This window comes from Bacillus sp. VA13 (genome assembly GCF_055710085.1).
This window is the reverse complement of the sequence record NZ_JBVQPP010000001.1, coordinates 1,106,240-1,130,569: the sequence shown is the minus strand read 5'-3', so window position 1 is coordinate 1,130,569 and position 24,330 is coordinate 1,106,240. Positions and strand designations below refer to the sequence as shown.

General features: G+C 36.8%; 20 protein-coding genes and 5 pseudogenes. 11 read left to right on the top strand and 14 right to left on the bottom strand.

Translation table 11 applies throughout. The features are described 5' to 3' along the window. Positions 1-23: 23 nt before the first annotated feature. Both AC0C66_RS05825 and AC0C66_RS05820 read right to left on the bottom strand, forming a co-directional pair. Entirely contained in the window at positions 24-401 is a 378-nt protein-coding gene (locus AC0C66_RS05825; RefSeq protein WP_072182658.1) for a DUF3139 domain-containing protein, read from the bottom strand. 16 nt (positions 402-417) lie between these two features. Next, positions 418-1,299 carry a hypothetical protein gene (locus AC0C66_RS05820; RefSeq protein WP_032725167.1) on the bottom strand — a complete coding sequence of 294 codons (882 nt, stop codon included), beginning with the start codon at positions 1,297-1,299 and terminating at the stop codon, positions 418-420. Between the two features lie 266 nt (positions 1,300-1,565). On the opposite strand from AC0C66_RS05820, the gene AC0C66_RS05815 reads away from it, so the two are divergent. Then, complete coding sequence (locus AC0C66_RS05815; protein WP_461845620.1) at positions 1,566-1,802, top strand: barstar family protein; 237 nt, start codon at positions 1,566-1,568, stop codon at positions 1,800-1,802. Positions 1,803-2,175: 373 nt separating this feature from the next. Here the strand turns inward: AC0C66_RS05815 and AC0C66_RS05810 are convergent, their stop codons facing one another. From AC0C66_RS05810 to rapE, 4 genes and pseudogenes are all read right to left on the bottom strand, one after another. Further along, positions 2,176-2,718 (bottom strand): T6SS immunity protein Tdi1 domain-containing protein, encoded by a 543-nt coding sequence (locus tag AC0C66_RS05810; RefSeq protein ID WP_043857857.1) that lies wholly within the window; start codon positions 2,716-2,718, stop codon positions 2,176-2,178. A gap of 18 nt (positions 2,719-2,736) precedes the next feature. Further along, entirely contained in the window at positions 2,737-4,695 is a 1,959-nt protein-coding gene (locus AC0C66_RS05805; RefSeq protein ID WP_072183471.1) for a T7SS effector LXG polymorphic toxin, read from the bottom strand. Positions 4,696-4,918: 223 nt separating this feature from the next. Further along, positions 4,919-5,053, bottom strand: coding sequence for a phosphatase RapE inhibitor PhrE (gene phrE, locus AC0C66_RS05800; protein WP_072183472.1), 135 nt, complete (start codon positions 5,051-5,053; stop codon positions 4,919-4,921). After that, a pseudogene (gene rapE, locus AC0C66_RS05795) lies at positions 5,043-6,170 on the bottom strand (response regulator aspartate phosphatase RapE). Before rapE ends, phrE begins: the two are co-directional and overlap by 11 nt. A gap of 229 nt (positions 6,171-6,399) precedes the next feature. Here rapE and AC0C66_RS05790 point away from each other — a divergent pair. Beyond that, a complete protein-coding gene (locus AC0C66_RS05790) occupies positions 6,400-7,569 on the top strand; it encodes an MFS transporter (RefSeq protein ID WP_072183473.1) in 1,170 nt (389 codons plus the stop codon). A gap of 763 nt (positions 7,570-8,332) precedes the next feature. Here the strand turns inward: AC0C66_RS05790 and AC0C66_RS05785 are convergent. Further along, positions 8,333-9,031: a GNAT family N-acetyltransferase gene (locus tag AC0C66_RS05785; RefSeq protein ID WP_461845619.1), complete on the bottom strand. Its 699-nt coding sequence runs from the start codon at positions 9,029-9,031 to the stop codon at positions 8,333-8,335. Between the two features lie 350 nt (positions 9,032-9,381). Between AC0C66_RS05785 and pdxR the strand changes: the two genes are divergently transcribed. Continuing rightward, positions 9,382-10,782 carry a MocR-like pyridoxine biosynthesis transcription factor PdxR gene (gene pdxR / locus AC0C66_RS05780; RefSeq protein ID WP_456520341.1) on the top strand — a complete coding sequence of 467 codons (1,401 nt, stop codon included), beginning with the start codon at positions 9,382-9,384 and terminating at the stop codon, positions 10,780-10,782. Positions 10,783-11,346: 564 nt separating this feature from the next. Here pdxR and AC0C66_RS05775 read toward each other — a convergent pair. Together AC0C66_RS05775 and AC0C66_RS05770 are read right to left on the bottom strand one after the other, a co-directional pair. Then, on the bottom strand, positions 11,347-12,204 hold the full coding sequence (locus tag AC0C66_RS05775) for a YitT family protein (RefSeq protein ID WP_456520340.1): 858 nt from the start codon (positions 12,202-12,204) through the stop codon (positions 11,347-11,349). A 351-nt stretch (positions 12,205-12,555) separates the two neighbouring features. Beyond that, positions 12,556-13,932: a sigma-54 interaction domain-containing protein gene (locus AC0C66_RS05770; RefSeq protein ID WP_072183578.1), complete on the bottom strand. Its 1,377-nt coding sequence runs from the start codon at positions 13,930-13,932 to the stop codon at positions 12,556-12,558. 202 nt (positions 13,933-14,134) lie between these two features. Between AC0C66_RS05770 and AC0C66_RS05765 the strand changes: the two genes are divergently transcribed. From AC0C66_RS05765 to AC0C66_RS05755, 3 genes and pseudogenes are all read left to right on the top strand, one after another. Beyond that, entirely contained in the window at positions 14,135-15,118 is a 984-nt protein-coding gene (locus AC0C66_RS05765) for a proline racemase family protein (protein WP_072183577.1), read from the top strand. A gap of 138 nt (positions 15,119-15,256) precedes the next feature. Then, positions 15,257-16,873 carry an APC family permease gene (locus AC0C66_RS05760; RefSeq protein ID WP_456520339.1) on the top strand — a complete coding sequence of 539 codons (1,617 nt, stop codon included), beginning with the start codon at positions 15,257-15,259 and terminating at the stop codon, positions 16,871-16,873. Positions 16,874-16,947: 74 nt separating this feature from the next. Beyond that, positions 16,948-17,210: pseudogene (locus tag AC0C66_RS05755) on the top strand (ornithine cyclodeaminase family protein); the annotation flags it as partial. Between the two features lie 169 nt (positions 17,211-17,379). On the opposite strand, the gene AC0C66_RS05750 reads toward AC0C66_RS05755, so the two are convergent. Beyond that, the gene (locus AC0C66_RS05750) at positions 17,380-18,597 is read right to left on the bottom strand and encodes an MFS transporter (protein WP_456520338.1); all 1,218 of its coding nucleotides are present in this window, start codon (positions 18,595-18,597) and stop codon (positions 17,380-17,382) included. Between the two features lie 143 nt (positions 18,598-18,740). On the opposite strand from AC0C66_RS05750, the gene AC0C66_RS05745 reads away from it, so the two are divergent. The 3 genes and pseudogenes from AC0C66_RS05745 to AC0C66_RS05735 form a co-directional block, all read left to right on the top strand. Continuing rightward, a complete protein-coding gene (locus tag AC0C66_RS05745; protein ID WP_072183647.1) occupies positions 18,741-19,298 on the top strand; it encodes a helix-turn-helix domain-containing protein in 558 nt (185 codons plus the stop codon). 541 nt (positions 19,299-19,839) lie between these two features. After that, positions 19,840-20,018, top strand: a pseudogene (locus tag AC0C66_RS05740) (hypothetical protein). Next, positions 19,976-20,173: pseudogene (locus tag AC0C66_RS05735) on the top strand (recombinase family protein); the annotation flags it as partial. The pseudogenes AC0C66_RS05740 and AC0C66_RS05735, both read left to right, overlap by 43 nt. Here AC0C66_RS05735 and AC0C66_RS05730 read toward each other — a convergent pair. Both AC0C66_RS05730 and sigK read right to left on the bottom strand, forming a co-directional pair. Beyond that, positions 20,139-20,220, bottom strand: a pseudogene (locus AC0C66_RS05730) (hypothetical protein); the annotation flags it as partial. The pseudogenes AC0C66_RS05735 and AC0C66_RS05730 sit on opposite strands and share 35 nt — an antisense overlap. 75 nt (positions 20,221-20,295) lie before the next feature. Beyond that, positions 20,296-21,024, bottom strand: coding sequence for an RNA polymerase sporulation sigma factor SigK (gene sigK / locus AC0C66_RS05725; RefSeq protein WP_013308023.1), 729 nt, complete (start codon positions 21,022-21,024; stop codon positions 20,296-20,298). Between the two features lie 195 nt (positions 21,025-21,219). Between sigK and nucB the strand changes: the two genes are divergently transcribed. Then, the gene (gene nucB / locus AC0C66_RS05720; RefSeq protein WP_014114486.1) at positions 21,220-21,630 is read left to right on the top strand and encodes a sporulation-specific Dnase NucB; all 411 of its coding nucleotides are present in this window, start codon (positions 21,220-21,222) and stop codon (positions 21,628-21,630) included. Positions 21,631-21,662: 32 nt separating this feature from the next. Here the strand turns inward: nucB and AC0C66_RS05715 are convergent, their stop codons facing one another. Then, the gene (locus tag AC0C66_RS05715) at positions 21,663-22,379 is read right to left on the bottom strand and encodes a YqeB family protein (protein WP_461845618.1); all 717 of its coding nucleotides are present in this window, start codon (positions 22,377-22,379) and stop codon (positions 21,663-21,665) included. A gap of 324 nt (positions 22,380-22,703) precedes the next feature. On the opposite strand from AC0C66_RS05715, the gene gnd reads away from it, so the two are divergent. After that, positions 22,704-23,597, top strand: a complete 894-nt coding sequence (gene gnd, locus AC0C66_RS05710; RefSeq protein WP_079287983.1) for a phosphogluconate dehydrogenase (NAD(+)-dependent, decarboxylating) — start codon at positions 22,704-22,706, stop codon at positions 23,595-23,597. Between the two features lie 18 nt (positions 23,598-23,615). Here gnd and AC0C66_RS05705 read toward each other — a convergent pair whose 3' ends face one another. Next, complete coding sequence (locus AC0C66_RS05705) at positions 23,616-24,242, bottom strand: TVP38/TMEM64 family protein (protein WP_461845617.1); 627 nt, start codon at positions 24,240-24,242, stop codon at positions 23,616-23,618. Positions 24,243-24,330 lie beyond the last annotated feature (88 nt).

Sequence of the window (24,330 nt, the reverse complement as noted above, 5' to 3'; positions counted from 1 at the left end):
AAGCCCTCAAGCGAGGGCTTTTTTTATTTTTGATTCAGTACCTTATCAGAAGGTTGATACTTCAGTTTTTTAACTAATTTATCATTGATTGATACTTCATTTCCATCCACAACACCTGAAAACGTAACTTTTTTGTTAGAAGGATCGTAGTGAAAAATGTAATAGTTGTTTTTGTCAGTTTCGTTCTTTACATAAACAGTTTTAAAGAATCCTTTAGGTGCGCTCAAAGAATTAAACATAGGGTAATCCTCTGATTTAATCTCTTTTTTGGGAATACCATAATCAGCAATATACTGGTCGATCTTATCTTCAGCTACTTTTCGACTGTTAAAATGAACAATTAGGGTGATGCCTCCGATAATAATGATTAGAGCTAAAAGAACAAGAGCTATTTTTTTCATATTATGCTCCTCCAATTTAATATCTATGTACTAAAGATGGTCTATACTTTGATGTGAAGTCATTATTGATTAAATTATAAGGCATAACATACCCTGAACGTTTAACCAAAACACTAGCTGAACCAGAACCATACCAATAAGCATCATAAACCAACTTAGAACAATAACTAGGTGACACACTATAAAGATGTGGCGTTAATTTATAAGCAATATGTATATTCTTTGTAGCAGCTCCTTTAGTAGACCAATAATGTCTATCAGCATATTTCGCTACTTTAGCTGCTAAACTACTATTTTTTAATCTGTAAACCTTTATCCAACCCTTATTATATTTAGACACCCATTGTGAGACAGTTAGTTGTCTATTATTATCGTTTTTGTTTCCATAACCAGGCATATCTAGAATGTGATTGGAGCCATTAGCAATAGCAGAGTGGCCTAAGATACCAGCAGCAGAAGTCGAATTTGTTATGAATATATCTCCGGGTTTAACCTTAAAACTAGATAGTTGGGAAACTTTAACGCTTGTTTTCTTTGTTGATAGTAGCGATACAGCAGGGCTTGAGTTAGATTGTTCACTTAACGTATAAGATGTAAAATCGATATTTTCGTCTTTAGGTTCTTGACCATAATTATTTAATTTAATCCATTCTGCATAGCTTAGCGAAGGCTCTAAAACATTCTGCTCGATACCGGCATCGTATACTTTTTTGAATTCTTTATTTTCCTTTAACCAGTCATCATAACTTAACTCCTGTTGATTAATAACTCCCTCTTTAATTGCTTGATTATAAATTGCGTTATAATCGATTTGCTCTTCTGCCTTTATGTGCATTGGTATTATACCAGAGCAAATGGTTACCAGCATTAAAATTAGAATAATACTGCTTTTTTTCATACTTATTACCTCAATTCTATTTTATTTCTATTACTGCAAACCCTAATTTGTAAGGGTCTAAAGTAACAGAAATAACGATACCATATTTTTGCTATCAATTTCCTTAAAATTCCCTTAACAAACTAAAATAATAATTAAGAAAAGTTTTTTAAGGAAAACAGGCTTGTAGGTATGGGAGAATACTTTATTCGAATGATGAAATAAATAAAACGACAGATTATTCTAAAACATTAGTTAGAATAAAATAATGGAGGACATAGTTTTCGATGGGAAAAATAATTGCAGATGGGAAAGACTTTGAAAATAAAGAAGGATTACATGATGCATTAAAATATAAATTAGACTTCCCAGACTACTATGGGAAAAATTTAGACGCTTTATGGGATTGCCTTACAGGGTGGATAGAATTGCCGCAAACTTTAGTTTGGAGAAATTTTGAGTTGAGTAAAAAGTTTTTAGGTTCATACGCTGATGATGTATTAGAAGTTTTACAAGAGGTTTAAGAGGAATTAGAAGGTGAGTTTAAAATAATAGTAGAGTAGACTTTCTTTTTTAGTTTTGTGTGAATTTGAAAAGAGTACCTTAGGCTGTTCAAGAATGCTGCTGAGTATTTTATTTTCATTAAAAATGTTTATTGAGTAAGTAGGTACCCATAATAACATTTTACGATTCAAAAACTAAGGCGAAACTTGAAGCATCTTTGAATTAAAAAGGCCCTCTCATAAAATGGGGGCCTTTCATTGTACTCCCTGATGGTATAGCCGGCATGAGGTCTCTATTCAAGCAGGTATTATTTATTGCGCTCAATTAATTATATTACATAGAAAAAGCACTTGATACCTTAAATGCATACAAGTGCTTATCTTGAAATTAACTCTATTCAACCGGCCCCATAAATTCTGTAATAATAAGAATATGTTCTCTTATTTTTACCTTTTTTAGATTTTCCACTTTTTCAGATCCACCTAGACCTAGTAAGGGAGTGTATCCGAAACATTCGTCATAATCAGGTCTACCATATTTACTACAAGCTTCAGGATATGGTGCCCACATTAATTCATCATTCATAAAATCATTATCCTTTAAATCATCAAGAAAGAAATCAAAGCCCGATGAAACAACGTGAACGAATCCTTTCCTAAAGTTCAGCAAGTTAACATATTTATCTTTTTCCCACACTATAATATCACCCATTGAGGTGGTGAAAATAGGAATTGCTTGCTCGTACCTTATATAACACCTTTCTAAAATATCCAAATACTCATCTGGATTAATTACTTTTAAAAAACCGTTTAATAATGTTCCAAAACCATATTTATCCCATACTTCTATCAGTTCTCCAGGAAGTTTATCTTTATACTTTAAGATAATCCTTTCATCAACTGTATTGTGTTTTATAAAGTTCTTAAAGGTATCCAATTAAAATGCCCCCTTTATTTATTGGCTCAACTTTACATTCAAATAAGTATTCTTTATTTCTTCAGGTGACATATTCTTTGCCATTTCCCTAATTTGCTCATCAATAATATCAATTCTATATTTCCATTGTGATCCCAAGGAGGAATTAACTCTTTTATCTCCTAAACCACCAATATTGTCTGCCCTTCCTCCTGCTATTTGATCTGGATTGTGAAGCGCAGCTTGTGTATCCATCCATTCTGAAGCCTGCTTAGTCGCATCGGCTCTTGAAAGTCCTTGCTTTCGTAGTTCAGCAATTTTATCTTTAAGTGCTTCTTGTCTAGCCATTTTTTGAGCAGCATTTCCTTCAATAGCTCTACCTTCAGCAATATATCTTTCTCTATTTCTCAAATATTCGTCAACTGTTAATTCGTTCATCCCTTTTTCTTGGTCTTTTAGTTGTCTTGCAAATTCTTCAGGATCATGTTTTATATTTCTTTTAAAATTAACTTCAACTTCTTTTATTCTCGGCACATCATCTAAATGCCTTACATTACCCGTACCCTTATTGTTAGAACGTTCAGATCTTCTGAGAACACTCTCTTTTTTATCTTCCGCAATACTTTTTAGTAGTGGAGTATTTTTCACATTAATGGTTTTCTCAGCATCTTGAAGGATTCCTTCTAATGCAGGAGTATACCTGTTAACAGGAGATTTGACAAACTGTTTTACAGACTTTCCGCCTTTCTTAATTGTACCACTAGCTGTTTTCCCAACTTTAGCAAGATCCTTCGAGCCTGTTGAGACAGATGACTTTCCACCTTTCAATAACAGAAGACTTCCTCCCAAGTAAGTAACATAGTGTAGCCGCGTGTATGCATCTCCGTGAATCATTTTTTTATCCCAATTATCCTTCAATGTGTCAACCATGCTTTGAAAGGCAGCTTGATAGTCGTATTCCAAAACTGTATCCAGCACTTTTTGAGGATCCTTGTTTAAGTTATCAATTGTCCAACCGATATTCCATCCGAATTGAATAGCTCCTTCACCGGTATCCTTGGCAAGATCGTATACACCAACAATTGCCCCTTTAGCGCCATCACCTATGATTCGCAACACTTCTTTTCCGTTATCCATGAAAGCTTTACGCTGTTCAAGAAATGAAACAAATTCAAGCTGTGCAGGGGTAAGATTCTCATAGCCGACCTTCTTGGCAATTTTTAAGTATTCATCCGGGTCAGTCACTCCGTCAGCTAGCTTTTTCTTTAAATCTTTAATTTCCCGTTCTTTTTCTTCTTTCTTTTTAATCGTCAAATAAGCTTCCGTTCGCTTTTCAATATCGCCTTTTTTCTTATGTATATCACTCTCACGGTACGCCTTGGCGTTGTAGTGGATGGGCGTAGCGTTTTTGCCTTTTCCCGTTGCTTCTTGGAGCTTTTGGAAATCTGACTTAATGAATTGTTCATTAGGTTCTGACAGGGCATATTCTGTCAGTAAATCTTCGTCAAGGTCACCTAGTTTTTCAATTGTTTTTTTGCGTTTATCATTGGCATCTGCAAGCTCATCCTTGAAGGTTTCTGTTGAAAACAGGTCGAGCGGAAGGATGTCGTCAATGTCATTTAGGATATCTTTCATGGCTTTTTTCTGCTCAGACATGATGGATTTTGATTTTTTATGGGCGTTAGCCAGTTCATGTTCTAAAAAGGATTCTTCAATATAAGCATCAGAGAGGCCCTTGTCCTCGACAGCTCCGGCAATGCTGTTAAAGAATGCGATTTTCATGTCAATGTAGTCAATCCATTGATCAGTGACACCAACATGATCGTGATAGAATGCTTTAATGTTATTAGCGCCTTTACCTGAGAATTCGCTGTCGTCAAGTTCAGCAACGCTTTGTAAAGCTTTTCTCAAGTTGACCATTTGCGTCCTTAGTTCTTTATATTCTTTGGCGCGGTCTGTAGCTTCAGACATAAGTGTTTTAGCTTCAAAGACTTTCATAATCATACCCTTTCATTTAATCATATAACAAAATATTACCATGGAAGAATGATGAAACTAAGTGTTATGTGGATCAAAGGGTGGAAATGAATCATTCGATCTGTGTCTTTTGATCTAGTTTTTGGGGTTTGACCAGCTTTTGTGAAATGCTTTTCATGGCTAAAATAAGAAAAAGCCGTTATGAAACGGCTAAAGGGAATCAGAACTAATGTTGTTTATCGAATCAAACAAGGAATTCATGAGTAGGTGCTAGAGTTACATTCCGGGATGCTTCCTTCATTTCGCCATTAGACATAAATCCGAAAAAGGCAAGTCCAATTAAAACGGCAGATAAACTGATAAACAATTTAGATTTCATACATGCATTCCCCTTTCGATATTTGCTTTTGAGCATATACCATCTTCTTGAAACAGATGATACTATCCTCTATTTTTCCATTATAATCGAAAAGGTTTCCTCCTAACAATGCCAGCTCTTCCAGATAAGGGTATCCTTTGCCGTTCTCTAAACGAGAAAAAATGTTGAGGAGTTTAGGTGTATCGCCATTTCTTATATAAAGAACATCTAATGCTTCAAATAAGTTCATAAAAAGTTCGTCTTTAAAGTCTACAGCGTTTCTAGTTCCTTTGCGGAAACACTCCAATGCCTGTTCTTTTTTGCCTTGTTTAAAATAAATCAAAGCTAGGTCATGATAGGCCTGTGGGAGTACGTCAGAGTTTATTTTTCTGTATTGAACCAAGGCTTGTTCGATGTAACGTGCAGCCTTATTTAAGTTGTCCATTTTGTGATAGCAGTTGCCGAGATTGAAAAATGCAGTGGCATAGATGTGAGTATTTTTACTTTTAAGCAGCTCGGCACCTTTTAAAGCTTCTTGAAGGTGGGGGAGCGCTTTTTCATGGTTTTCAAGGTCATCGTAGTTACCGGCAATGACAAAATGGCACTGAATACGCCGAACAGAATAAAGTTCATGTTATTTATAGATATTGTATGAAAGTTCAGCGTAGTGCATTGAGATATGAGTCATTTTCATATGATAATAGACTTCGGATAACTTAAAATAAAACTCAGCTTTTTCAATCTTGTCGGAGATCGTTGGAATTTTGCGTTCAGCTTTTTTGTAATTTGTAATGGCCTTTGTGTATTCACCGTTTCTAAACTCATACATCCCGCGGAAGAAGTTATAATAATATGCCCGCATATTGTCTAGTTTTTTCTTATGGCCTTCGATTTTCTTTAAATATTCTGAAAGTTCCATTCGGTTTTCATCAGATGGCAGCGGGTATTCCAACATGATCTTATGGCGAAAGGCCATCAATTGATAATAAATAAGCAAATCTTGATCTTCTTCCATAACCTCTATATCACGTTCTATTTCAGCTTTTAACATTTCAGCATCAGTAACGTTGAATTTTTGAATATGCCTATGCCATTCATTAATCTTCATTCCCACTTCAGCTGATGTGATTGATATCAAGATATTCACCCTTCCCTTAATTCTACTAGTAATGTAAATATTAACAAGTTTTCATCCGCAGAAAAAGGCAATAGGGCACCGCAATTTAAATTTTCGGTGAGACCGCAATAACTTTTTGGCTCACCGTTTTTTATTTGTCTCATTTTATGGGGAAGTTCCACACACATAAAGTTCTTTTATGCCTCCTAGAGAATATACATGTAAAAATATTTTTTATATGGGGGATTATATGAAGTTGCAAGGGAGGATAAGTTTAAGCGTTGGTTGGATAACTTTGTTTCTAATGGGTACTGATTTATTTGTGGTATCCCCATTATTACCGTTTATTTCGGAAGTATATAAAGTTAGTGCATCAACCACTGGATGGATGGTAACTGTATTTGCAGTTACATATGCTTTTTCGGCTCCTTTCTTTGGTTGGCTTTCAGATATCAAAGAACGGAGAACATTGATTACATTTGGCTTATTGCTGTTCGCTATTTCTAATACGCTAACTGCATTTTCTCCTTCATTTTTATGCCTGATTGTTAGCCGTATTTTAGCTGGTTTAGCCGTTGCTTCAATCACTCCTTTGATATACGCAATCATTGGAGATACTGCCCCACCCAATCGAAGAGGAACATGGCTTTCGATTGTTGTCTCAGGGCACTTGACGGCTCTATGGGCAGGAGCGCCAATCGGTACGTTATTAGAGCATTTTCTTGGATGGCGTTCAGTATTTGTTGTAATGGCAATCATAGGAGCCATATTGGCGGCAGTGAATGTTAAAACATGGGAATCTATTCCTAAAAAAGATTTAACAAGAAACCTATTAGAAGGAAGTCTGCTAAGAATACTTGGTTCTGTAAGTGTTACTACCATTTGGGCGATTTCAATGTATACTCTTTATGTTTATTTAGGTGCAGCTCTTTACTCCGAAAATAAATTCTCATCATCAGAAATTGCATTAGCTGTTGCTTTTTATGGTATCGGTGCTGTTTTAGGGAGCCTTACAAGTGGGCAATTAACAGATAAATTCGGAGAAGTGAAAATTTCGAAGGTTACACTAATTTTCTTAATTTTAATACTCATTTGTTTAGGGATATTCTTCTCATCTGGTGATTGGGTTTATTTCTTTCTATTTATATGGGCTTTAGTTGGGTATGCAGGATTTACATCATACCAAGCGCGATTAGCTGTGGAATATTCAAAAGAACGAGGAATTGTTATGGCATGGAATAATACGGCTCTGTATATTGGTATTACCATTGGTTCAATGATTGGAGGTTATGTCATATCTAATTGGGGATATTCCTTACTTCCATATGTTTGTAGCGTTGCAGCAATCGTAAGTTTTGTGCTTAGTACCCAAAAGGTACAAGAAGCCAAAAAAGATTCATCTTTTTCAACAGATACATGACCACGGAACGAAGTCTATTTGGGGTTCAGCCGAGATACATGTATAAATGGGTCATAGGATTGTTTTTATTTCCAAATCCCAAAATACCAAAAGTGACATTAGGAAACATGGATTTTTTGCACAAAGCTTAACTTTAAACTAAAAAAGTCAAATTTCCTATGCGTTTTTAAGGGAGGCTGACTTTTTTTATTTGACTTCTTCAAGGTGGCCACTAAAATTGCGGATTTCGCACGCTAAGCCACTTTTCATAAAAAGCCGGATTCCTGTTTAACTAGAGGCTCCGGCTTATGTGCATTACACTCTGATTCTCGTTCGCTTTACTCAGTTATATTTTTCAAACCGATCTTTGAGATTTGTACGCACCGCAGGCCATTCCTCGGCAATGATTTGAAAAATAAGCTGTATCCCTAATGTGACCATCACTTGCAGGGAGGTGTGCCCTGCGAATGCCTTCAAAAGTAGCACCAAGGCTTTGTATAGCAGAACGTGAACGTATATTGAGAGCGTCAGTTTTCAGTGTGACTCTGATCGATTCCACGAATCAAATGCATGGGGAAGCATCAGAAGCTTGCACTCTATATTAACACCAGTACGTTGAAACGAAGCTGCATACCAGGTGCTGCCGATTTCTTCCACGGTTGGTGGAGTCAAATCTGTGGGGGAATTCCCACTTGCAACGCCGGTGGCCATGAAAAAACTTCGAGAGCAAGAAGCCGCGGATCTGTTTTGAAACATATAAAAATGGATAAAGTAATTTCTCGTTTCAAAACTGGTTGTCTAGTTTTGAAATTTGATTTCCATATTCATCAAAATTGCTTTCCAAAAGCCACTTTTCGAACCGATTTTTTATATTGGGCCATTCTTTATCAATTATCGAAAACCAAGCTGTATCTCTATTTCTTTGTTTGTATACAAGTGCTTGCCTAAAAGTTCCTTCATATTGAAATCCCAATCTTAGAGCTGCCTTTCTAGAAGGGTCGTTTAAACTATCACACTTCCATTCATAACGTCTAAAGTGCAGCTCTTCGAATACGTAACGCGCCAGTAGAAATTGTGCTTCAGTAGCAATTCTAGTTTTTTTTAGTCTTTCAGAGTATATTACATGTCCAACTTCCACTGAACTATTTTCGATATTGATCCTCATTAGTGAAAAAGAGCCCAGTGCCTCGTTAGTGTCATTGTCAACTATTGTATAGTAAAAAGGGTCTTCTGATTTTATTAATTTTGATAAGAAAATTTCGAATTCCTTTTCACTTGTAAATTTTTCGGTTGGCAGATAGGTCCACTGTTTATCGTCACTATCGGGCCCATAAACATTTTTGTACAGATCATCAAAATGCTTCATTGATACCTTTTCTAACGTACAGTATTTTCCTGCTATTGTGATTCTTGTTGGAACTAGAGGGTGTTGATACCCCTCAATTGGCTCACCGATTTTTTGTCCAAATTGGTTAATTTGCATATTTAACATATCCTTTCTTAGATCAACCCACGAAGTAAGGGACTTATGGTTGTTAATATTACATTGAATGTTTAATAAGGTTGATTTCTCTAACATTTGGGGATTCCATCAGCGTAAGAATTCTCCCAATAAAGTACCTAGTTCAAGAATAACCCAAACAATTTATCCGATCGTATCTTGAGTAAAAGCAATCCTCTTATTATCTGTACATATTAATTTTGTTGGCGGATCTTATGCATTTTTTTTATCCCAACTTTCTTTATAAATGATAAAATCATTTTAGAGAATTTCTGTACCTAATAAAAGTGACAGAATTTTAAAAAACAATAGGGACAGATGGAGGGTTAACAGTGGAAATTACTCCATTTTTACATAGGAAGTCGTCCGAGCCATTATATAGTCAATTGTATCATTGGATTAAGAATGAAATTGAGGAAGGTAGGCTCTTGCCAGGAATGAAGATGCCATCAATTCGTCAACTAACGGCTCATTTAAAGGTTAGCCGAAATACGATTGAGACAGCATATCAGCAGCTACAATCAGAGGGGTACCTAGAAAGTGTCCCTAAAAGTGGAATATGGGTAGCTGAGATTGAGAAACCTTTACTACATCCGATTGTAGTGGAACATCCTATCAGGTTGGAAAGTATACAATCAAGCGAGGTCCTTGTGGATTTTAAATATGGGAACATCGATCTTGACAAGTTTCCCTTGAAGCAGTGGAAAAAATGTCTGTCAGACGCAGTTGATCAAGTATTTCATTATGGGGAAAATCTGGGTGACTTTGCATTGAGGAGAGAGATTTCAAACTATCTACTGCAATCCAGAGGTGTACGCTCCACACCAGAACAGATTCTTGTAACGGCCGGAACACAAGCCTCCATGGCGTTAATCTGCCGTCTTTTAGCACTCCAGGAAAAAATCGTGGCCATGGAAGAACCCGGTTACAGTGGAGTTCGATCAGTCTTAGAAGACCAGGGATGCCAGATTGAACCAGTACCTCTTGAAAAGGATGGATTGTCAATGGAACATATTCAAATGAGCAAGGCAAAAGCCGTGTATTTAACGCCTTCTCACCAATTCCCACTTGGTATGATTATGTCCGTATCGAAAAGAATGCGATTATTAAAATGGGCTTATCAAACTGGGGGATACATTATTGAGGATGATTATGACAGCGAGTTTCGATACAGGGGACAGCCGATTCCGTCACTGAAATCCTTGGATGAAGAGGAAAGGGTTATTTATTTAGGTACATTTTCTAAATCATTTCTACCTTCAGCCCGATTAAGTTATATTGTATTTCCATCTTCTCTAATGGTTCAATATTCACGAAAGTTCGCAGCTTACAAACAATCTGCCTCTCCTATTATTCAGAGGGCTATGGCCCTGTTTATGCAATCCGGGGAATTCGAGAGGCATATACGAAGAATGCGCAAGATTTATCAAAGAAAACATCAGACTCTGCTAAGGAGCATTGAACAGTATATGGGTACTCAAGTAAAAATTGTTGGAGAAAAGTCAGGCTTACATATCTTATTAAAACTAAAAGGCGTAACAGCCTTCGAGTTGACCAAAGCTGGTTTACAAAAAGGTGTCAAAGTTTATTCTCCGTCAAGGTTTTGGCTTAATCCAAATCCCGAAGGTGATTCCTATATCATGTTGGGATTTGGTGGATTATCAATTGAAGAAATTGAAAATGGAGTCAGATTACTTGCTAGCTGCATCCCATCAAGAGAGAACAGTAAGTAATAAACATGTTGGCTCAATCAATATATCCAAATAAGAGGATAGTAGAAAAAACTCATTTATAACGTTAAGGTGAACTGAATCATAAATAGGAAGAGTGGTTTATTCAACAATCGGACGCTTCAATTGAAGAAATAAAAAGCACATATTATTCATGTGAAATATGTGCTCTTTTATATTTTTTAAGGACTTTTTTAATTTAGTCTTGATAAACGGGTGTTTGATTGTGATGACTATATGACTATTATAGCTAAAGGTGCATTCGATACTAAACATGTAAAGATTTAAACGGGACGGTCAATTGTTTAGAACGCATATAATACACAAGTTTCAGTGATTTCTTTATAATCTAAAACAGTTCCCATTTTGTTTTGCGCCAAACGAATATAAACTCGTGTAATTGAGTGTAATGAATGACTTAAAATGCTTGAAATAACAGACTTTTATAATTAGTGATAAGCTTCCACTTTATTGAGGCAGGAGTGTACTTTTTTATCAAACACTCCCTATACTTTTCCTCTATTCTACTATGAATCTTCTCCAAAAATTAAACCACGGTCAACCATTTTAATTTGCCTTTTTAGCTAACTTATTGCTCATCAATCCAAACTTCCCGCCTACCACTTCTTTCACTTCATGGATAACAATAAAGGAGTTTGGATCAATGTCTTGAACATTCTTCTTCATTCTTAGCAACTCATTCTTTTTAATGACAACATAGATAATACGTTTATCTTTATTAGCGTAATAACCATATCCATAAAAAATAGTTGCGGCGCTGCCGAACTCACTAGTAATGAACTGAGCAATTTTTTCATATTGATCTGACATAATGGTCATTGCTTTCTTATTATGAAAACCTTCAATCATGATATCTACGATCTTAACGCACAAATAAACAAAAATAAACGTGTACAATGTGTTATTAATTCCTACAGCAAATATGGAGGCGAATATAATGAAGCTATCCATATAGAATAAACTTTTTGAAATACTATATCCTTTCGTATAATTTAACAAATAAGCCATAAGAGTGGTTCCTCCAGTAGAACCATCTGCAATAAAAATCATGGCTAGCCCTGCACCCATTAATAAAGCTCCAAACACAATACCTAACATGATGTCATGGATGGCAAATGGAATAAAGCTGACAATCTTAAGGAAAACAGACGTCATAATGGCCCCGAATGTGGTATAAAGGATCGTTTTCTTAGTTAAGAATTTATAAGTTGCAGCGATGAAAACAAGGTTTATTAGAAACGTACTTATACTAGTTGGAATATGAAATAAATAATATAAAACCAAAGCAATACCAACTGTGCTGCCATCTCCTAATTTATTTGGAATAACAAAAAACTCAATAGACGCAGCAATTAGAAATGTTCCCACAATAATTAAAAGAACATCTTTGTAAATATTTTTCATTATAAGAACCTCCTTTTCTATAGGCTTTTTATAAAAAATAATAAAAAACGTCTCAGATATTGTTATGTTAAAAACATAATCAATTTCTAAGACGAAAGAATTACGATACTTATTTATTTCTCTACTTTCCTCAAAATAATTTATTCAATTAAAAGAACATCTTAAAAAATCATTTGAGAGGGTTGCTTAATATCCCCGATGATTATATAAATTTCCCCAATTGATGTCAATATTAATTGTAAATAGATTATTAGTAAATTTATAGAGTTTTTCGCTGTATAAGCTATAAGTTGCTTCGATTGTTATCGGGTGTGAATAATATTATGAATATGAGTGTAAAGCAGATTATCATTATATTTTAATATTATATTGTTTTATTTTGTTATAAAGACTTACCCTTGAAATCCCAAGTATTTTAGCTGCAGCACTTTTATTTCCATACGTTTCTTTTAAAACTTCCCTGATCTTATCTTTTTCTAATAAAGCTTTCTCATGGGCTAATCCTTCTTTATTTATATTTTTATCTATGGTCACCACAGGAAACACATTTTTAATATCCTCAGCGCTAATATTTAGTTTATCCGTAAATATAATCATTCTTTCTACTACATTCCTAAGTTCTCTGACATTCCCAGGCCATCTATAGCTTGTAAACAATTCCATTGCGCAATCCATTAAAGCCGGTGTTTCTTTTTGATATTTTGTTGAATATTCTTGTGCAAAGTTTTTAACCAATAGAGAAATATCTTCATTTCTATCTCGGAGAGGAGGAATATTCAGAGTAACAACATTTAAACGATAATATAGGTCTTCACGAAATGCTCCTTTTTTGACCATTTCCTCTAGGTGGCTATTAGTTGCCGCAACAATTCTGATATCAACTTTTATGGCCGTATTTCCTCCTATCCGATACACTTCTCTCTCTTGCAATATCCTTAATAATTTTACTTGCATATCGAGCGGCAGCATGCCAATCTCATCTAAAAATAAAGTGCCGCCATCAGCCATTTCCACTTTCCCTGGTTTTCCAGATTTGTGGGCACCAGTAAAAGACCCTTTTTCATAGCCGAAAAATTCACTTTCAAAAAGGGCTTCTGGGATCGCACCGCAGTTAATTGGAATAAATGGTTGCTCCTTTCTTAAACTGGCTTCATGGATGCCTTGCGCAAAAAGTTCTTTTCCAACTCCACTTTCCCCATAAATTAAAACCGTAGCATCAGTTTTTGCCACCTTCAGCGCCAATCCCTTTGCATTTTGTATAGCAGCACTATGTCCTTTTATTTCAGATAAAGGATCTAAATGTTTTTGTAATTTATATTGCTGCTTTATTTTCTGTAGCTCCGTAGTCTGCAATGTCAATTTTTCGTTTAACTTTACAATATTCGTTATATCTTGATCTATTGAAATGGCTCCTATTAATTCTTCCTTTTCATCGAAAATAGGGGAAGAGCTTATTAATACATGTTTATCAGGCCTAGGCTGATGATAGACATTAAAGACCGGTTTATTGGTTTCTAGTATTTCTAACAGTTTCAAATCCTCTTTTTTGAAAAAATCACTAATCTTCTTATTTTTGATATCTTCAAGCGGTATCCCGTACATTTCCTGTGCATGTGAATTCCAATAAACTACTTTTCCGGACGAATTGATAATTGTAATCGCATCAGAGCTGGTTTCTATTAATGTATTCAAATAATAGAGCAAATGCTCGATTGATATATCTTTCATGGCATACATCCTTTTGAGGAAATGGTTGTAAAGTGTAAATGTCACTTTGTTTACAAAAATGTAAAGTTAATTAACGATTTTATTGTAATCAATTGGCGAAAGAGTTGCAATTACGTCACTAATACCAATACTTAAAATTGGCACAATATTTGCATTATTAATTGGTATCCTTTTAAATTTGTAAATTGGAGGTTATCGATTAATGGAATTACTGCAAAGTTATATTGAGACTATTGATGCTCATACCATGGGGGAAGCAGCAAGAATAGTAGTAGGGGGAATACCAAAGATCCAAGGTAAGTCTATGATGGAAAAAAAGCATTTTATGATAGCTAGAATGGACCATATCCGTAAACTTCTTATGCATGAACCAAGGGGGCATCTCAATATGTTTGGTGCCATCTTAACTGAGCCGTGTCATTCAAAATGCGACCTTGGTGTTTTATTTATGGATAGCGACAGTTATTTGAATATGTGCGGTCATGGAACAATTGCATCTATTACAATTGCCATTAATAATGGCCTAATTGACAGAAAGGACAAAGTTTTACTTGATACGCCTTCTGGAATAGTTGAATGCCATGTAGTCTATGATAATGAAAAAGTGAAAGAAGTATCTTTCATTAATGTGCCAGCATTTTTATTAGAAAAGGATAAAAGCATATTCGTTGAAGACATTGGCAATATAACGATAGATGTAGCCTTCGGAGGAAGTTTTTTTGCAATAGTCGATGCCGCACAGCTAAGTCTTGAACTTAACATTGAAGAACAAGACAAAATAGCAACCCTCGGTATGGCCATTAGAAAGGCTGCAAATAAACAATTAAACATCAGGCATCCCAACATACCAGAAATAAATAAAATTGATCTCGTCGAATTTAGTTTAGAGTTAGGCAAGAATCATTATAAGAATGCAGTTGTGTTTGGAGATGGACAAATCGACAGATCCCCTTGTGGAACAGGTACATGCGCCAAGCTATCAACATTAGAACTTAAACCGGATGAGTACATCATTCAGGAAAGCATCATTGGCTCCACGTTTAAAGGGACAGTCATTGACTATACGAAGGTTGGGAATTTTAGAGCTATCATACCTAAAATTACAGGAGCTGCGTGGATGACTGGGATTCATAAGTTCTCATTGGAGGCAACTGATCCGTATAAGGAAGGCTTTTTATTAAAATAGGTAGGTTGTTTATCGCTGATGTCACGAGTTCAAAGGCAATTTTCTAAACTTCACCTAATATGGGGATACTTTGTGACTCATAAATGATGGGTTTTCAGATTAATTAATTTCTTAGAGACAAACAGGGGGGATAACTATATGAACGGGAAATTCAAAAGAGAAATATCCTTACTAGATCTATTCTTGATAGGTTTAGGGGCCATTTTCGGATCAGCATGGCTGTTTGCTGTAAGTAATGTTGCCTCTATGGCAGGGCCAGCTGGCTGGATTTCTTGGCTTATCGCTGGTTTGATCATCTTGGTCCTTGGAATTGTATATGCAGAGCTCGGTTCTTCTTTGCCAAGAGCTGGAGGTATAATACGGTATCCTGTATATTCTCATGGACCTCTAGTGGGGTATATGATTTCTTTTATCACAATCATTGCCTATACAAGTCTTATTGCACTTGAGGTTGTGGCAGTTCGTCAATATGCCACATTTTGGTGGCCTTCATTAACAATTGAAGGTTCAGATTCTCCCACTCTTTTTGGCTGGTTTGTACAATTTATGTTACTGGCTGCTTTTTTCTTCCTTAACTTTAGGGGCGTAAAAGCATTTGTTAAATTCAATACATTAATATCGTTTATTAAATATATCGTTCCTATACTAATTATTGTTATTTTGTTTATGCACTTTAATGAAGCAAATTACACTATTCAAGGATTTGCACCATTTGGTACATATGGTATTCAGTCAGCTATATCAGCTGGCGGTGTTATTTTTGCTTATCTTGGCTTACATCCAATTGTTGCAGCTGCCAGTGAAGTGAAAAATCCTAAAAAAACGATACCAGTTGCTTTAATTCTAACGATTATTGTCTCAACAGTCATATATCTGCTTTTACAACTATCTTTTATAGGCAGTATTCCTACTAATATGCTGACAAATGGTTGGGGGGATATCCATAAAGAATTTAGTTTACCTTTCAAAGACATAGCCATTATCCTTGGCCTAGGTTGGTTAGCTAATTTAGTAGCATTAGATGCAATTATATCTCCTGGTGGAAATGGAAACATATATATGTCTACAACTTCCCGTTTAATGTATGCATGGGCGAAAAACAGAACTTTCTTTAAAAAGTTCGCTTCAATTAATAATAAAACCGGTGTACCCCAAGCATCACTGTTTCTAACCTTTATAATGTCAGTTTTTTGGACACTACCATTCCCTTCTTGGAATACTTTAGTCAACGTGTGTTCAGTAGCTCTTATTCTTTCTTACGCCATTGCACCAGTTTCTGCTGGAGCTTTAAGAAAGAATGCCAAACATGTTGAGCGGCCTTATCGAGTTAGAGGTATGAAGATAGTAGCTCCATTGGCATTTATCTTTACTGCCTTTATCGTATACTGGGCCGGATGGCAAACAGTGTCATGGATTTTAGGTGTTCAATTTTTAATGTTTCTTTTCTACTGTGCTTCTAAAAAGAGAGTTCCTGTTCAGGATGTTAGCTTTAAACAGCAATTAAAGTCTGTATGGTGGATGTTAGCTTTTTATCTAGGAATGATGATTGTTTCTTATTTAGGATCATTTGGAGGAATCGGTTTTCTGAAAAATCCTTTTGACCTTATTAGTGTAGGAGCTATTGCTCTTTTAGCTTTCATCTGGAGTCAGTACACAGCTTTGCCTAAAGCAATCATTGACTATGATGAAGTTGAAGAAGAAATGAATAGTGATCAAATGAATATAGCAGATAGAGATAGAAAAATAGGGAGTTAAAGAAATATGATTATGTTCTTTAACATCTTAACCGGTTAAACAAGAACATAAATAGGAATGGAGATGAAGGAAGCATGTTAATCATAAACGCAGATGAACAAAAAAACTAGTAGATATGAATGAATTTATTGAATATGCAGCCATCGCACTAAAGGAATTTTCAGCAGAGAGAATTATAACACCTATACGTGCTGCTCTTTCTTTTCATAATGATCAAAATATTTCTTTGATCATGCCATCTGTAGCTGAAAAACTTAATAGCGTAGGGGTAAAGTTCGTAAACGTAGATGCTGGCAACCAGAAACTGGGTAAGAAAACAATGAACGGTGTTGTAATCTATTAGAACGTCCGGCTTTGATTCGCTTAAGGATGGATTCAAAATTGCCGCAGATCGAGTTGGTGCATAACATAGTTTTGAGTAATTTTCCAAATGATAAACCCAACTTCATCTTTACAATAGAGAAGCTGGGTTTAGATGTCAGATAGTTTTTAATGTGTTAAAAATATTACATACTTGTTGTTTTCAACTTATTTATTTGAAAATTAAATTCTTTCTTCTTCCTAACCTTTAAAGTTAATAGCATTAATATGATTGAAATAAAAAGTAATAATAAGAATGCAAAATTATAAGAGTTTGTCATATCTTTTGCAGCCCCGACGAGTATAGGGACAGCGCCACTTATAATGTAACCACCGAATTGAATCATAGCAGTCCATTGACTAGCATCTCTTGGTGTAGTTGTTGCGTCTAAAGGAAGGATCATTGCTATTGGAAATAACCCTCCGGCACCAATCCCAGTCAAAATAGCACTAATAATGGGTGATATACTTCCAGCTATTAACGTGATTATCCCGATAAAATAACATAAAGAACATAGAATAATCCAAGGTTTTCTATTTGAACTATTATTAATTAAAATAGGGATGATGAAGCTGAAAATCATCTGTATGATTGAAAAAACAGTAGCAGTTGTTGCTGCATATGTGGCGCTAAAACCTACTTCTTGTACTTTTGGAGCTAGCCATGTTGCAAAAGAATAATACATGCCAGACTGTAGGCCAAAAATCACCATTAGCAGCCATGCATATCGATTTCTCCAAGGTAATTGGTTTTTTTGTTTTACAGACTCCCCTTCTACACTTTTCTTTAGTTTAGATTTTTTAATGATTGGCATCCAAACAATTATTCCAATTCCAGCGAATAAAGCCCATATTGCTAAAGCGATGTTCCAAGAATTATTAAAAGAATGCATAGCGGGCACTACCAACCCAGAACTTAAGGATGCTCCAACGCCCATGCCAGCTGAATAAACACCAATCATTGAAGATGAATATTTAGGAAATTGTTTTTTTATATATCCAGAGATAAGTGGACCGGCTATTGCAATCCCAATTCCGGTAAGTACAGCTGTCATTAATAATAGAAAAGGGAAGGTTGCCATAAAGCGCAACGCTGTTGCTAGTCCAATTAATAAGACTGAAAATGCAATGGTCAATTCAATTCCCCATCGTTGACTAAGCTTTGCAGCCACAGGAGCAAATACCCCCATACAAAAAACTGGGAGGGCTGTAAGTAAACTAACCGAAACATTAGACATTTGTAAGTCTGACTGAATAGTTTTTAAAACTGGAGAGATTGATGTAATGGAAGCACGTAAGCTCATGGATATAACAAACAAAGAAAAGATGCTCCAAATTATATAAATGTTTCCCTTTTTTTTCATAATTATAAACGCTCCTTTTATGATTTTAGATGATTATTTGATATAATATAGTTAACTTTTTTGTTTGAATGTATACTATAGTTACATCTTTGGTATACTATAATATATTTTGTGGATAGAATCAATGCGAAAGGTGTGAAAAAGTGAAGGAAGAAAATATTGACTTATCCAATCAGGTAGGGATTAAACTTAGAGAAATTCGAAGAAGTAAAAAAATTAGCTTGGAAGAGTTGTCTAACTTAAGCAATGTCAGTAAATTAACTCTGGGTAAAATTGAAAGAGGCGAAGCGAACCCAACAATAAATGTCTTATGGAAAATATGTAGAGGATTAAATATTCCATTAGCATCTTTACTAACTTTTGAAGAGGAAATTGAAGTACACCGATTTGTGCCTCCCCATCACTTTGCGGGACAAAATAATGATTGGTTTATCAACCCATTGTTTAAGGCACTTGGCACGGTTGAATGGTATAGAGCATGTATCGATCCAAACAGTGAGTACAGTGAGACACATTTGGCTGGATCTGAAGAAATCGTACTTGTATTAAATGGTCAATTGGAAATGAAAGTTGGAGAGGAAAAACACCAACTAAACAAGTGGGACGTCATTAAATTTAAAGGTGAAGAGATTCATACGTACATAAACCGTTCAGACGAAAAAGTGTACTTAATGATTTCTTTAACCTATACAAGCCCTTAAGCCCAAACTTTTCAAGAGAGGGATTTTTTGTTTATCACTGGTTATTTTAATACTATCGAATAAGGATAATCTTAATTCGAAAAGCAAGTTAATTTAAGATCAGGCTACTAATGTGGTAGCTTTTTATTTACAATAGGGGCATTATTCTGTTATATACCAGGGTTTCTTCTAATTCTTGCCCTCTTTCTTTCATGTTTTCTTAAATAGTCCCTTCAACAAAAATTTGTAATGTTTAAATTGCATTAATTAGCTGAAATGAAAACACTACTCCCATTTTTACTCTCAAATAAGAATAAATCTTTGTAAACGATAATAAGCGAATGTTGATTTAATAGGCTTTGAAAAGAAAATAAAATCTTTCCTTGAGGATCTAAGGAGTATAGAAATGTCTCAACAAAACATCGATTGTTTCAAACTATCGGTGTTTTGTTATTTGTTTGCATATTCATTGAAACGTTAATAGAACTGTAGTTTAAATTTAAAATCACCTCATTAGGACAAACAGTTATTACATAGCATTACCCAAGGGGTGATGCATTTTATGAAGGTGAAAATCATCGAGGGACCGCAAGCTGACAAATGCATTAACGATTGCTATCATTATTTAATAAAACTTTATAGGAAGGAGATCCAGGGTGATAGCAATATATGTAAGGGTATCAACCGAGGAACAAGCGATCAAGGGGTCGAGCATCGACAGCCAGATTGAGGCCTGTATAAAGAAAGCAGGGACTAAAGATGTGCTGAAGTATGCCGATGAAGGATTTTCTGGGGAGCTTTTAGAACGTCCGGCTTTGAATCGCTTGAGGGAGGATGCAAGCAAGGGACTTATAAGTCAAGTCATTTGTTACGATCCTGACCGTCTTTCTCGGAGAGCTTATCAGTGATGACAAAAAATGATTTTTATAACTCTTTCATATATTCTTTCTCTAATTCTTTTAAAAGAAACTTTAATGAAATAGAGAAAAGCCGGAATGTTAAACCCGGCCTCCCCAAATCATTTCCCCTTCGCTTTCTTCCGCTTTTCCTTCTCCGCCCGGTAAAACTCATGAAACATCTTCATCAGCGCCCGCTTTTCAATCCGCGATACATAGCTGCGCGAAATACCGAGTTCTTTGGCAATCTCACGCTGCGTTTTTTCCTTTTTCAAATCAAGCCCAAACCGCCCGACAATCACTTCCTTCTCACGGTCATCTAAAATGTCAATGTATTGTTTCACTTTTTCAAGCTCCATATTGAGTTGGATCGTATCTATCACGTCTTCGTTTTCTGATTTCAAAACGTCAATCAGGCTTATTTCATTCCCTTCCTTATCCTGCCCGATCGGATCATGAAGGGAAACGTCTTTTTTTGTTTTTTTCAATGCGCGCAAATGCATGAGGATTTCATTTTCAATACACCGCGCGGCATACGTCGCCAGCTTTGTCCCTTTTCCGGCGGAATAGCTTTCAATTCCTTTGATCAGCCCGATTGTTCCGATGGAGATTAAGTCCTCTGCATCTTCACCTGTATTTTCGAACTTTTTCACAATATGGGCGACCAAGCGAAGATTATGCTCAATCAGCATGTTTCTGGCATGTTCATCCCCTTTAGCCATGAGCTCTAAGTATTTTTTTTCCTCGCTGCTTGAGAGCGGTTGTGGAAAGGCATTGTTTTTCACGTAAGATACTAAAAAGACAAGCTCTTTAACAACAAAGCCGAGCGCTGCGAAAACACCTGTCACCATCGTCACCTCCACAAAAGTATGTAGGCAAAAGCCTATATGTAAATGTATGTGAGCGGGAGGCTGTCTGTGTCTGTACCGGGAAATTTCTCGCAGGGGAGCTTGGCTTTTGTAAGCAGCATATGAATTTCAAATTTTAAAAATAATCTTTATCAAGCGCCCATACATTGAAATGAACAAATGTATGGGGGGATGAGAATGAAAAAATGGATGGCAGGCCTGTTTCTTGCTGCAGCAGTTCTTCTTTGTTTAATGGTTCCGCAACAGATCCAAGGCGCTTCTTTGTATGACAAAGTGTTGTATTTTCCGTTGTCTCGTTATCCGGAAACGGGGGATCATATTAAAGATGCGATTGCAGATGGTCATTCTGATATTTGCACCATCGACAGGGATGGAGCGGACAAAAGGCGGCAGGAATCATTAAAAGGAATTCCGACGAAGCCGGGCTATGATCGGGATGAGTGGCCGATGGCGGTTTGTGAGGAAGGCGGCGCAGGAGCTGATGTCCGATATGTCACGCCTTCTGATAATCGCGGGGCCGGCTCGTGGGTAGGGAATCAAATGAGCGGTTATCCTGACGGCACCAGAGTGCTCTTTATTGTGCAGTAATCAAGAAGAGGCTCTTTCTTGAGCCTCTGTTGTTACGTTCCTTCGCGATGCTGAATGTTCGGAGGATAGGTTTGTGCTTTTCTCCAATACTGGCGTGTTCCTTCGTCTCGAACAACGATACCCAGCTGTGCCAGTTCGAGACGGAATTCTTCCACATCGTCTGTTTCCTCGTCTTTCAGTGCATGGTGACGAGCTTTCAATAAAGCATGGGCGCCTGGCGAGAGGTCTGGTGCATCAGGTATCCACCGGCGAAATTGATCTTTAAACGGATCACCATCTGTTGACCATTCGTAATGATGCTGTCTAAAGGCCTTCTCGACGTTTACTGGTTTTTCATCAATTTCTTCCCGTACTAATTCATATCCGGCTGTTCCTAAGAGGACAAGCCGTTTGTGATCGATAAACACAAGAGCGATGTCGTCGGAACGAATCGTCTGTACTTTCTTTCCTTTGGTTAATTCCACTGTGTCATCTGTTATCTTTACAGACAACAGCATTGCAATAACAGAGTAAGCGAACCAAATCCCCGCAGACATTCCGAGCAGGGCAGTAATAAATGCAGCTGCCTGAAAAGAGGTGACCAGCCGGAGCGGTCCTTCAAAAGGAATCCACGGGAGGGATAATGCCCATTTCGCAAATTGCGGGATAAAATACCCGATTGTAAGTCCGATGATTGCAAGTAAGGCGTATAAAAAGTATGCAGTGGTTTTCGTAACTCCAATGAGAGTGTGAGATTGATCGCGCAACATGTCACCTTCTTTACTGAAAAAATCGAATTCTCTTCCCATATTTTAACTTAAAGTGGTGGTAAATCAAGGATAAACTGATGGTTTTTGTTATAAAAGGAGAGTCGGTAATGGGGGAACAAAAACATAAGAAATGCACCTGATTTTGCAGTCGTGCAAGTAAAATCGATAAAGCGCTTCGGAAAAAAATCTGATGCTGAACAACGCAAATTAAAATGGAGGAAGGCACAGTGAAATCCTGTAAGCCTTTTGTTTTTTGCGTATCACAATACATTTCAAAGGGAACATAAAGAGTAAAGGCTTTTTAGACAACCAGGAGGAACAGACATGAAAATCGGATTAATCGGCTTAGGGAAAATGGGCATAAACATAGGAAAGCAATTCATAGACCGCAATCATCAAGCGGTCGGGTATGATGTAAACCAAGCGGCTGTTGATGAACTGAAAGCATATGGGGCTGAGGGGACAACGAATCTAAAAGAGTTGATTTCTTCATTAGACACGCCGCGTATACTATGGGTTATGGTGCCGCATGGCGTTGTCGATGCTGTTTTGCGTGATGTGACACCTTTATTAAGCAAAGGCGATATTGTCATTGAAGCCGGAAACTCTCATTATAAAGAATCGATTCGCCGCTACAATCAAATGAAAGAAGCGGGTATTCATTATCTCGATGCCGGAACGTCGGGCGGAATGGAAGGTGCGCGCCATGGAGCCTGTTTTATGGTGGGAGGTGACCCCGAAGCATGGGAGATTGTAGAGCCGCTGTTTCGGGATACTGCTGTCGAAAACGGATATCTATACGCAGGTGAAGCGGGAAGCGGACATTTCTTAAAGATGATCCATAATGGCATTGAGTACGGAATAATGGCGGCGATCGGTGAAGGATTCGAAGTGCTTGAAAACAGCCAATTTGATTTTGACTACGAAAAGGTTGCGAGAGTGTGGAATCATGGCTCTGTCATTCGCTCTTGGCTCATGGGGCTGACTGAGCGAGCGTTCTCTAAAGATGCGAAGCTGGATCAGATCAAAGGCATTATGCATTCCTCAGGTGAAGGGAAATGGACGGTGGAAACCGCGCTTGATCTGCAGACGGCAACTCCGGTGATCGCTATGTCGCTGCTGATGAGATACCGTTCTTTAACAAACGATACGTTTACAGGAAAGGTTGTCGCTGCGCTTCGAAATGAATTCGGAGGCCATGCGACAGAGAAAAAGTAAGGGGGCGAACAGGCCTCCTTATTTTTTTTGCACTTTCAGCAGATGAGGGAACTTTTTATAAATGATCAGCATCATGATCAGAATGTAGGCTCCGTAAATACTGAAAGACAGTAATTTATTGCTGGTAAAATGAGCGCCTGCAATAGTGACAACGATAATATTCGGGATTTTTCCTATGAAAGACGCGAAGAAAAAAACATGCCAGCGAACCTGACTCAGTCCGCATATTACGTTCATGACAAGAGAAGGAATAACCGGAATGAGTCTTCCTAGTAAAACAGCGGCAAAAGCATTTTTGTGGAAGGAAGCCTCGTAGCTTTGGATGGCAGGATAGGCCTGAACTTTTTTTCTGGCCCAGTCTCTAAAGCTGTACCTGGCGAAAAAAAACAGCATCATTGTACCAAGCATTGAGCCAGTTAATGTAATCCAAATCCCATTGGCCATTCCGAACACAGCGCCATTTAAAGCGGCAACCAAAGCAAACGGCACAATTGGAAAAAAGACATCAGCGGCAATCAGCAGCATACTGAATAAAACAGAAAACAGCCCTCCTGCTTTGATTGCATCAAGCCAAGCTTTTTTCTGAAAAAAACCGACTGCAATGATAGTAATCATCACGATGATACCTAGTATCTTTTTTAACATTTCTATGGTCACTCCCAACTAAGGTGATGTCAGGAGCCAAAATCTCCGTCATCTAGGATTAGTATAACTGGTGTCATTTCAGCGGTTC

Excerpts from the sequence above, each read along its gene's own strand:
- AC0C66_RS05825 (WP_072182658.1), bottom strand. The coding sequence starts at position 401 with ATGAAAAAAATAGCTCTTGTTCTTTTAGCTCTAATCATTATTATCGGA.
- AC0C66_RS05820 (WP_032725167.1), bottom strand. The coding sequence starts at position 1,299 with ATGAAAAAAAGCAGTATTATTCTAATTTTAATGCTGGTAACCATTTGC.
- AC0C66_RS05815 (WP_461845620.1), top strand. The coding sequence starts at position 1,566 with ATGGGAAAAATAATTGCAGATGGGAAAGACTTTGAAAATAAAGAAGGA.
- AC0C66_RS05805 (WP_072183471.1), bottom strand. The coding sequence starts at position 4,695 with ATGAAAGTCTTTGAAGCTAAAACACTTATGTCTGAAGCTACAGACCGC.
- phrE (WP_072183472.1), bottom strand. The coding sequence starts at position 5,053 with ATGAAATCTAAATTGTTTATCAGTTTATCTGCCGTTTTAATTGGACTT.
- AC0C66_RS05790 (WP_072183473.1), top strand. The coding sequence starts at position 6,400 with ATGAAGTTGCAAGGGAGGATAAGTTTAAGCGTTGGTTGGATAACTTTG.
- AC0C66_RS05785 (WP_461845619.1), bottom strand. The coding sequence starts at position 9,031 with ATGCAAATTAACCAATTTGGACAAAAAATCGGTGAGCCAATTGAGGGG.
- AC0C66_RS05775 (WP_456520340.1), bottom strand. The coding sequence starts at position 12,204 with ATGAAAAATATTTACAAAGATGTTCTTTTAATTATTGTGGGAACATTT.
- AC0C66_RS05770 (WP_072183578.1), bottom strand. The coding sequence starts at position 13,932 with ATGAAAGATATATCAATCGAGCATTTGCTCTATTATTTGAATACATTA.
- AC0C66_RS05765 (WP_072183577.1), top strand. The coding sequence starts at position 14,135 with ATGGAATTACTGCAAAGTTATATTGAGACTATTGATGCTCATACCATG.
- AC0C66_RS05760 (WP_456520339.1), top strand. The coding sequence starts at position 15,257 with ATGAACGGGAAATTCAAAAGAGAAATATCCTTACTAGATCTATTCTTG.
- AC0C66_RS05750 (WP_456520338.1), bottom strand. The coding sequence starts at position 18,597 with ATGAAAAAAAAGGGAAACATTTATATAATTTGGAGCATCTTTTCTTTG.
- sigK (WP_013308023.1), bottom strand. The coding sequence starts at position 21,024 with ATGGTGACAGGTGTTTTCGCAGCGCTCGGCTTTGTTGTTAAAGAGCTT.
- nucB (WP_014114486.1), top strand. The coding sequence starts at position 21,220 with ATGAAAAAATGGATGGCAGGCCTGTTTCTTGCTGCAGCAGTTCTTCTT.
- AC0C66_RS05715 (WP_461845618.1), bottom strand. The coding sequence starts at position 22,379 with ATGTTGCGCGATCAATCTCACACTCTCATTGGAGTTACGAAAACCACT.
- gnd (WP_079287983.1), top strand. The coding sequence starts at position 22,704 with ATGAAAATCGGATTAATCGGCTTAGGGAAAATGGGCATAAACATAGGA.
- AC0C66_RS05705 (WP_461845617.1), bottom strand. The coding sequence starts at position 24,242 with ATGTTAAAAAAGATACTAGGTATCATCGTGATGATTACTATCATTGCA.